A 7,242-nucleotide genomic window follows, 5' to 3' on the forward strand; every position below is an offset into this window, starting at 1 on the left:
CCCGGCGCAGCAGCGCGCCACCCGCCGCACCCTCATCCGCAGCCTAGAGACGCTGCTGCGGCTGGCGCACCCCATCATCCCCTTCATCACCGAAGAGCTGTGGCAAAAAGTGGCCCCGGTGGCCGGGCGCTGGCCGCTCGACTCCAGCGGCGCACCTGCCGCCAGCGCCTCCATCAGCGTGGCGCCCTACCCGCTGGCGCAGCCCGAGCGCATCGATGCCCAAGCCGAAGCCCAAGTGGCGCAGCTCAAGGCCTGGGTCGATGCCTGCCGCACCCTGCGCGGCGAAATGGGCGTCTCACCCGCTCAGCGCCTGCCCTTGTACGCGCTGGCCGATGCCACAGATACCGGTGGCGCGGCCGCGCAGTTGCAGCAACTGGCCCCGGTGTTGCAAGCGCTGGCCAAGCTCAGCGAGGTGCGGCTGTTTGCCGACGAAGCCGCTTGGGGCCAGGCGGCCGGGGCCGCGCCAGTGGCGGTGCGGGGCGCGGTGCGGCTGTGCTTGTTCATGGCGGTCGATGTGGCGGCCGAAAAAGCGCGGCTGGAAAAAGAAGTGGCGCGGCTGGAGGGCGAGCGCGCCAAGGCACGCGCCAAGCTCGACAACCCGGCCTTCGTCGCCAAGGCCCCAGCGGCGGTGCTGGAGCAAGAGCACAAGCGGCTGGCCGATTTTGCCGCCACGCTCGATAAGCTGCGCACGCAGTTGCAGCGCTTGGGTTGAGCCCCTGCATGCCCGTATAAGCCCCAACTTGCAGGCAGCCAGGCCTTGGCGTACAGTGCAAGCAGCCCCCTTAAGCGGCGGCCGCCGCAGCCTGCAAGCCCAAGCCTGTCACCCACTCTGCCCAAGCCGCACGCTGCGGTGCCACGCCCCCACCAGAAAGCCCCTATGAACCGGAACTCACTGCCTTGGGCCGCTGCCCGCTTTCGCCTTTGGACTCTGCTGCTGCTGGCACTGGGCACCGCCCTGCTCGCACCTCAGCCAGCCCAAGCCAGCGAGCGCCAGGCCAAAGTGGTCTATCACGCCGATTTTTCCGACCCGCGCCGCTTCAGCTCCATGCTCACCAGCATCAATTTCATGGTCACCCACTACACCAACGAAATGATCGACTTCGACGTGCGCATCGTCTTTCACTCGCATGGCATTCGTTTTTTGACCGACGACCCGCTCACCGGCACCCCCTTTGCCCAAGACGCCGCCTTGGCGCAGCAGCGCGAAAACCTGCGCGGCCGCCTGCTGGCGCTGCACCAGGTGCACCGGGTCAAGCTGGAGTTGTGCGAGATCACGCGCGCCCAAGTCAACCTCGACCCAAGCCGGCTCTACGCGGGCGTGGAACGGGTGCCTTCTGGGGTGGTGCGCATTGCCGAGCTGCAAAACGAGCAGGGCTTTGCTTACATCAAGATCGAGTGAGGGCGAACGCCCGCACGCCGGCCGGCCCTCAGCGCCGCCGCAGCACCGAAATGTATTCCGGGCCGGCGCCCTGCTGCTCGACCAGCTCGTTGCCGGTCTGCTTGGCAAAGGCCTGAAAATCGCGCACCGAGCCAGAGTCGGTGGCGACCACCTTCAGCGTTTGGCCACTGCTCATTTCGGCCAGCGCCTTCTTGGCTTTGAGTATGGGCAGCGGGCAGTTCAGGCCGCGCACATCGAGTTCTCGGTCAACATTCATGGGGGTATTTTCGCCTTTGGTGCAATTGTATGCCGGCAGCTTAAGCGCTGCTGACAGCGCCAAGAAAAGCCGCCCGGCCACTGCCACGCGTGCCGCTCAAGCCGGAAACACCCCGGTCGAGAGGTAGCGGTCGCCGCGGTCGCAGACCACGAAGGCGATGGTGGCGTTTTGCACCGTGGCCGCCAGTTGCAGCGCCACCCAGCAGGCCCCGGCAGCCGAGATGCCGGCAAAAATGCCCTCCTCGCGCGCCAGCCGGCGGCACATCTGCTCGGCCTCGGCCTGACTCACGTACACCAGCTCATCGACCTGCGCCGGGTCGTAGATCTTGGGCAGATACTCCGTTGGCCACTTGCGGATGCCCGGAATGCGCGAGCCCTCGCTGGGCTGCGCCCCGATGATGCGCACCTTGGGGTTGCGCTCCTTGAGGTAGCGCGACACGCCGGTGATGGTGCCGGTGGTGCCCATGGCGCTCACAAAGTGGGTGATCTGCCCGCCGGTTTGCTGCCACAGCTCGGGGCCGGTGCTCTCGTAGTGGATGCGCGGGTTGTCGGGGTTGGCGAACTGGTCCAGCACCCGGCCCTTGCCTTCGCGCTGCATTTTTTCGGCCAGATCGCGCGCGTACTCCATGCCGCCGCTCTTGGGCGTGAGGATGAGCTCGGCGCCAAAGGCCTTCATGGTCTGGGCGCGCTCGATCGAGAGGTCTTCGGGCATGATCAGCAGCATGCGGTAGCCCTTGATCGCCGCTGCCATGGCCAGCGCAATGCCGGTGTTGCCCGAGGTGGCCTCGATCAGCGTGTCGCCGGGGCGGATTTCACCGCGCTCCTGGGCGCGCTGGATCATGGACAGCGCGGGGCGGTCTTTCACCGAACCGGCCGGGTTGTTGCCTTCGAGCTTGCCCAGCACCACGTTGCCGCGCGCGCGGTTGGCCTCGGCCTCGATGCGCTGCAACGCCACCAGCGGGGTGTTGCCCACCGTGGCCTCAATGCCGGGGTAGTGGCGTGGGGCGCTGGGCGCACTGGGCTGTTTGGCGCTGCGCGGCTTTGGGCTGCGTGGCTTGGGGCTGCGCTGTGGGGCGTCGGCCTTGGGGCCGGATGGGGAGGGGGTGGCACGGGGCATGGCAAGATTTTTCCGGGAATGTGGGCCGCTCAATGGCCCATACTGTGCCATAATTCGAGGCTACTCCAGTGCCGGAGTGGCGAAATTGGTAGACGCAGCAGATTCAAAATCTGCCGGAGTAACCCTCCGTGCCGGTTCGAGTCCGGCCCCCGGCACCAAAATGCAAAGGCAGCATCCACAAGATGTTGCCTTTTCTTTTGATTTTTCATCTTGGGGAGTTGTCGCATGTCCGCCGCATTGCCTTTGCTGATGCCCATGCTGGCCATCGTCGTCGGCCTCGTGGTTTTGGTCTGGTCGGCCGACAAGTTCATCGACGCCGCCGCCACCGTGGCGCGCCACTATGCGCTGCCGCCGCTGCTGATCGGGGTGGTGATCATCGGCTTTGGCACCTCGGCCCCAGAGCTGACGGTCTCGGCCATTTCGGCGCTCGAAGGCAGCCCCGGCATCGCGCTGGGCAACGCCTACGGCTCCAACATCGCCAACATCGCCCTCATCTTGGGCATCACGGCCCTGATCAGCCCGATCGTGGTGCAGTCGGGCATATTGCGCAAAGAGCTGCCGCTGCTGGCGGGCGTGACGCTGTTGTCGGTGGCGCTGCTGTGGGACTTGCACATCAGCCGGCTCGACGCCGCCGTGCTGCTGCTCACCTTTGCCGCAATCATGGGCTGGTCGGTCTGGCACAGCCTGCGCTCGGGCAACGACACGCTGGGCACAGAGACGCAGGCCGAGCTGGGCGCCCATACCTTGGCCACGGTGCGCTTGGCTTGGATCTGGCTGGCCGCGGGTCTGTTGCTGCTCATTGCCAGCTCGCGCCTGCTGGTCTGGGGGGCGGTGCTGGCGGCGCAAGGGCTGGGGGTGAGTGAGCTGGTGATCGGGCTCACGGTGGTGGCGGTGGGCACCTCGCTGCCGGAACTGGCCTCGTGCATTGCGGCGGCGCGCAAAAAAGAGCACGATCTGGCCATAGGCAACATCTTGGGCTCGAACCTGTTCAACACGCTGGCGGTGGTGGGGCTGGCGGGCGCCATCCACCCGCTAGCCGCCGAACCCGAGGTGCTCAGCCGCGATTTGCTGGTGATGGGCGCGCTCACGCTGGCCCTGTTCGTGCTGGCGCGCCAGCGCCGGGGCCAGCCGGGGCAGATTTCGCGCTGGAGCGGGGCCGCGCTGCTGCTCACGTTCGTGGGCTATACGCTGTTTTTGCTCAGCACCAGCTTGGCGCCAGGGCCGAGTTAAGCACCAGCCACAGCCCGGGCCGCCCTACCCTGCTTAGCCTGCTTGGCTTTGCAGCCCCTGCCGCACCGTCGGGTAGCGCAGCACCAGGCGCAACTCGCGCTGCAGGCGCTGGTTGTGCAGGCGGCGCGATTCGCTCATAAATGAGAGCAGCACAGGCGACAACTGCTGCTCGGCCTGCTGCCGCGTCAGGCGCGGCGGGCGCTCCAGCCCGTACAGATCGGCGGCAAGGTCGAAGTAATCGCCCATGCGCAGATCGGTGTCGTCGCTGACGTTGAAGGCGCGCTGCGGGGCGCGGCACCAAAGGGCGCGCAGGCAGGCCCGGGCCAAGTCGTCGGCGTGGATGTGGTTGGTGTACACATCGTCTTCGGGGCACAGCACCGGAGTGCGGCGCAGCAAGCGCGCCTGGACACCGCCGGGGCGGCCGCCGCCGTAGATGCCCGGAATGCGCAGCAGCGACACATCCACCCCGCGCCAGCGACCCCAGTCGCGCCAGGTGCGCTCGGCGTCGAGCCGCCGCTGCGCCCGCGCCGTGCTGGGCTGTGGCACGCGGGTCTCGCTCACGCCAGCCCCGGCGCAGTCGCCATAGACCCCGGAGGTGGAGCCATAGACCAGCTTGCGCGGTGCGCTGCGCCGCCCAAGCGCTTGCGCCAAGGCGCGGCTGCGCGGGTCTAGGCCACCCGACCCACCCACGGCCCCCGGGCCGTCCATTGCACCCGGTGGTGGGGCCAGGTGCAGCACCCGCGTAGCCAGGCCAGCCAGCCGCGCCAAGGTTTCGAGGCGGTCCAGGTCGCCCAGCAAGGGGGTGAGGCCGGCCAGTCGCAGCTCGGGCAGGCGCTGCGGCGAAGAGGTGAGCGCCAGCAGGCGCACCCGCCCTTGCCCGGGCCCTTGGCTTAGCCCATGCCCTTGCCCACCCCCCAGCAGCGCGGCGCAGCGCAAGCCCACGTCGCCGCAGCCCACGATCAACATCCGTTCGCGCCGAAAGCGCGCGGGCAATGCCCCCAAAAAAGCCATGAGCGAATTCCAATTTGAGAAAATGCAGGGTTTAGGCTGCCACCGGCCACACCACAGGAACCGTGCCCGCATGACTTACACCATCACCATCGATCCCAGCGGACGCCAGTTTAGCGCTCAGCCCGACGAAACCCTGCTCGCCGCCGCCATCCGCCAAGGCGTGCCCCTGCCCTACGGCTGCCAAGACGGCGCCTGCGGCAGTTGCAAATGCAAAAAACTGCAAGGCGAGGTGCTGCACGACCCCTATCAGGCCAAGGCTTTGTCGGAGCAAGAGGCCAGTGCCGGGCTGATCCTGGCCTGCCGCGCCCATGCGCAAAGCGACCTGCGGCTGGAGTCGCGCCAGGTTGGCGCCGCCGACGCCTTCCCTGTCAAGCGCCTGCCGGTGCGCGTCAGCCGCTTGCAGCGCGCCACGCCCGACGTGATGATCCTGCACCTGCAACTGCCCGCCAGCGACGCCTTGGGCTACCACGCCGGCCAGTACGTCGATGTGCTGCTGCGCGACGGCAGCCGGCGCAGCTACTCGATGGCCAATGCGCCGCACTTCCAGGCCCTGGCGCCGGGGCTGGAGCTGCACATCCGCCACCTGCCCGGCGGCCTGTTCACCGACCACGTGTTCGGGGCCATGAAAGAGAAAGAAATTTTGCGTATCGAAGGCCCGCACGGCGGTTTTTACCTGCGCGAAGGCAGCAACAAGCCCATGATTTTGCTGGCCTCGGGCACCGGCATGGCGCCCATCAAGGCGCTGATCGAACACCTGCGCTTCAAAAACATCGAGCGCCCCACCACCCTCTACTGGGGCGTGCGCCGCCCGAGCGACCTGTATCTGAACGACTGGATCGCCGCCCAGTGCGCCGACATGCCCATGCTGCGCTACGTGCCGGTGGTGTCGGACGCGCTGCCCGAAGACGGCTGGAGCGGGCGCAGCGGCTTCGTGCACCGGGCGGTGCTGCAAGACTTCCCGGATTTGAGCGGGCACCAAGTCTACGCCTGCGGGGCCCCGGTGATGGTGCAGGCCGCGCAGCGCGATTTTGCGGCCGCCGGTTTGCCTGCCGACGAGTTCTACGCCGACGCCTTTACCTCGGCGCTGGACAAGCTCGGGGCTTGAAGCGCTGCCGCGCTGCCGGTTGCACCGTTCAGCGTGGCGGCGTTTCGGCCAGCAGCAGCCGCACGTCGGCGGCGATGGCCTCGGCCGGGCTGCCAAACGCGTGGTGCAGGCGCACCCGGCCCTGGGGGTCAAACAGGTATTTGCCCGCTGAATGATCAATGGTGTAGCTGCCGGGGGTGCGGCCCTCGACCTTTTTGAAATAGACCCGAAACGAACGAGCCAGCGCGGGCAGCTCGGCTTCTGGGGTGTAGAGCGCCAAAAAAGTGGGGTCGAACGCCGCCATGTAGGCGCGCATGACCTCGGGCGTGTCGCGCGCCGGGTCCAAGCTCACAAACAGCACCTGCAGGCGATCGGCCTGCTCGCCCAGCAGGCGCCGGGCCTGCGCCAAATTGCCCATGCTGGTCGGGCACACATCGGGGCAATGCACGAAGCCAAAGAACATCACCACCACCTGGCCCCGAAAATCGGCCAGCGTGCGCCGATGCCCGTTGTGGTCGGTGAGGTCGAAACCGGTGGCGTAGTTGGCCCCGGTGATGTCGATGCCGGCAAAAGGCGAGCGCGGGCTGCAGGCGGCCAAGCTGCCCCACAAGCCAAGCGCACCCAGCGCCGCAGCGCCTTGCAGCAGGGGGCGGCGCCGCAAGGCTGCGATGGCAGATGGCTTGGCGGCAGAGGGTTTGGGGGCGATTTCAGACATGCTTTGCGGCTTCAGATCAAGCAGGCCGCGGTTATCTTGCGCCGATCATCAATGATCAACAAAAACCTCGGCCAGCGTGCGCGCATCGAGTATGCGGTCGGCCCACGCCTCCAACTGCACGGCCGTTGCGCTGTCTAGCCGCAGGCGGGTGCTCGGTGTGATAGGGCCAAAGCGCCGGGCGATCAAGCGCTCAAGAAGCGCGGCTTCGCCTTCGAGCTTGCCTTCGAGCTTGCCTTCGAGCCTACCCTCGGCCATGGCCTGCGCGGCGGCTTGCGCAGCCGCTTCGGCGGCCGCTTCAGCGGCGGCGCGCTTGATCAGGCGTTTAATATTGGTTTCGAGCATGTGGGTGATCTCCAGCAGGTTGTCGGTTTGGGCCAGTTCGGACAGTTGGGGCAAGGTGTGGCCGCTGCGGTGGCGCAGCCATTCGATCA

9 protein-coding genes and 1 tRNA gene are annotated in these 7,242 nt (G+C 67.3%); 5 read left to right on the forward strand and 5 right to left on the reverse strand.

The annotated features are described in order from the left end of the window. Positions 1-712: class I tRNA ligase family protein (locus SRAH_RS10535; protein WP_029463306.1), on the forward strand; the 712-nt coding region annotated here is incomplete at its 5' end. 165 nt (positions 713-877) lie between these two features. Further along, entirely contained in the window at positions 878-1,399 is a 522-nt protein-coding gene (locus SRAH_RS10540; RefSeq protein WP_029463307.1) for a DsrE family protein, read from the forward strand. 28 nt (positions 1,400-1,427) lie between these two features. Here SRAH_RS10540 and SRAH_RS10545 read toward each other — a convergent pair whose 3' ends face one another. Both SRAH_RS10545 and cysM read right to left on the reverse strand, forming a co-directional pair. Further along, positions 1,428-1,655, reverse strand: coding sequence for a sulfurtransferase TusA family protein (locus tag SRAH_RS10545; RefSeq protein ID WP_029463308.1), 228 nt, complete (start codon positions 1,653-1,655; stop codon positions 1,428-1,430). Between the two features lie 96 nt (positions 1,656-1,751). Further along, on the reverse strand, positions 1,752-2,771 hold the full coding sequence (cysM, locus tag SRAH_RS10550) for a cysteine synthase CysM (RefSeq protein WP_082210176.1): 1,020 nt from the start codon (positions 2,769-2,771) through the stop codon (positions 1,752-1,754). Between the two features lie 70 nt (positions 2,772-2,841). Here cysM and SRAH_RS10555 point away from each other — a divergent pair. Together SRAH_RS10555 and SRAH_RS10560 are read left to right on the forward strand one after the other, a co-directional pair. Further along, positions 2,842-2,929 (forward strand) — tRNA-Leu (locus tag SRAH_RS10555). Positions 2,930-2,996: 67 nt separating this feature from the next. Then, positions 2,997-4,001: a calcium/sodium antiporter gene (locus tag SRAH_RS10560; RefSeq protein WP_232841043.1), complete on the forward strand. Its 1,005-nt coding sequence runs from the start codon at positions 2,997-2,999 to the stop codon at positions 3,999-4,001. 33 nt (positions 4,002-4,034) lie between these two features. Here SRAH_RS10560 and SRAH_RS10565 read toward each other — a convergent pair whose 3' ends face one another. Next, on the reverse strand, positions 4,035-5,012 hold the full coding sequence (locus SRAH_RS10565) for an NAD-dependent epimerase/dehydratase family protein (RefSeq protein ID WP_029463311.1): 978 nt from the start codon (positions 5,010-5,012) through the stop codon (positions 4,035-4,037). 70 nt (positions 5,013-5,082) lie between these two features. Here SRAH_RS10565 and SRAH_RS10570 point away from each other — a divergent pair, with 70 nt between their 5' ends. Continuing rightward, positions 5,083-6,117: a CDP-6-deoxy-delta-3,4-glucoseen reductase gene (locus SRAH_RS10570; protein WP_029463312.1), complete on the forward strand. Its 1,035-nt coding sequence runs from the start codon at positions 5,083-5,085 to the stop codon at positions 6,115-6,117. A 28-nt stretch (positions 6,118-6,145) separates the two neighbouring features. Here SRAH_RS10570 and SRAH_RS10575 read toward each other — a convergent pair whose 3' ends face one another. After that, complete coding sequence (locus tag SRAH_RS10575; RefSeq protein ID WP_045477241.1) at positions 6,146-6,811, reverse strand: SCO family protein; 666 nt, start codon at positions 6,809-6,811, stop codon at positions 6,146-6,148. 48 nt (positions 6,812-6,859) lie between these two features. After that, on the reverse strand, positions 6,860-7,242 hold a 383-nt coding region (locus SRAH_RS12165; RefSeq protein ID WP_149028978.1), incomplete at its 5' end, for a DUF4351 domain-containing protein.

Origin of the sequence: Serpentinimonas barnesii (assembly GCF_000696225.1) — a bacterium.
Taxonomy (GTDB): domain Bacteria; phylum Pseudomonadota; class Gammaproteobacteria; order Burkholderiales; family Burkholderiaceae_C; genus Serpentinimonas; species Serpentinimonas barnesii.

Excerpts from the sequence above, each read along its gene's own strand:
- cysM (WP_082210176.1), bottom strand. The coding sequence starts at position 2,771 with ATGCCCCGTGCCACCCCCTCCCCATCCGGCCCCAAGGCCGACGCCCCA.
- SRAH_RS10570 (WP_029463312.1), top strand. The coding sequence starts at position 5,083 with ATGACTTACACCATCACCATCGATCCCAGCGGACGCCAGTTTAGCGCT.
- SRAH_RS10560 (WP_232841043.1), top strand. The coding sequence starts at position 2,997 with ATGTCCGCCGCATTGCCTTTGCTGATGCCCATGCTGGCCATCGTCGTC.
- SRAH_RS10540 (WP_029463307.1), top strand. The coding sequence starts at position 878 with ATGAACCGGAACTCACTGCCTTGGGCCGCTGCCCGCTTTCGCCTTTGG.
- SRAH_RS10575 (WP_045477241.1), bottom strand. The coding sequence starts at position 6,811 with ATGTCTGAAATCGCCCCCAAACCCTCTGCCGCCAAGCCATCTGCCATC.
- SRAH_RS10545 (WP_029463308.1), bottom strand. The coding sequence starts at position 1,655 with ATGAATGTTGACCGAGAACTCGATGTGCGCGGCCTGAACTGCCCGCTG.
- SRAH_RS10565 (WP_029463311.1), bottom strand. The coding sequence starts at position 5,012 with ATGGCTTTTTTGGGGGCATTGCCCGCGCGCTTTCGGCGCGAACGGATG.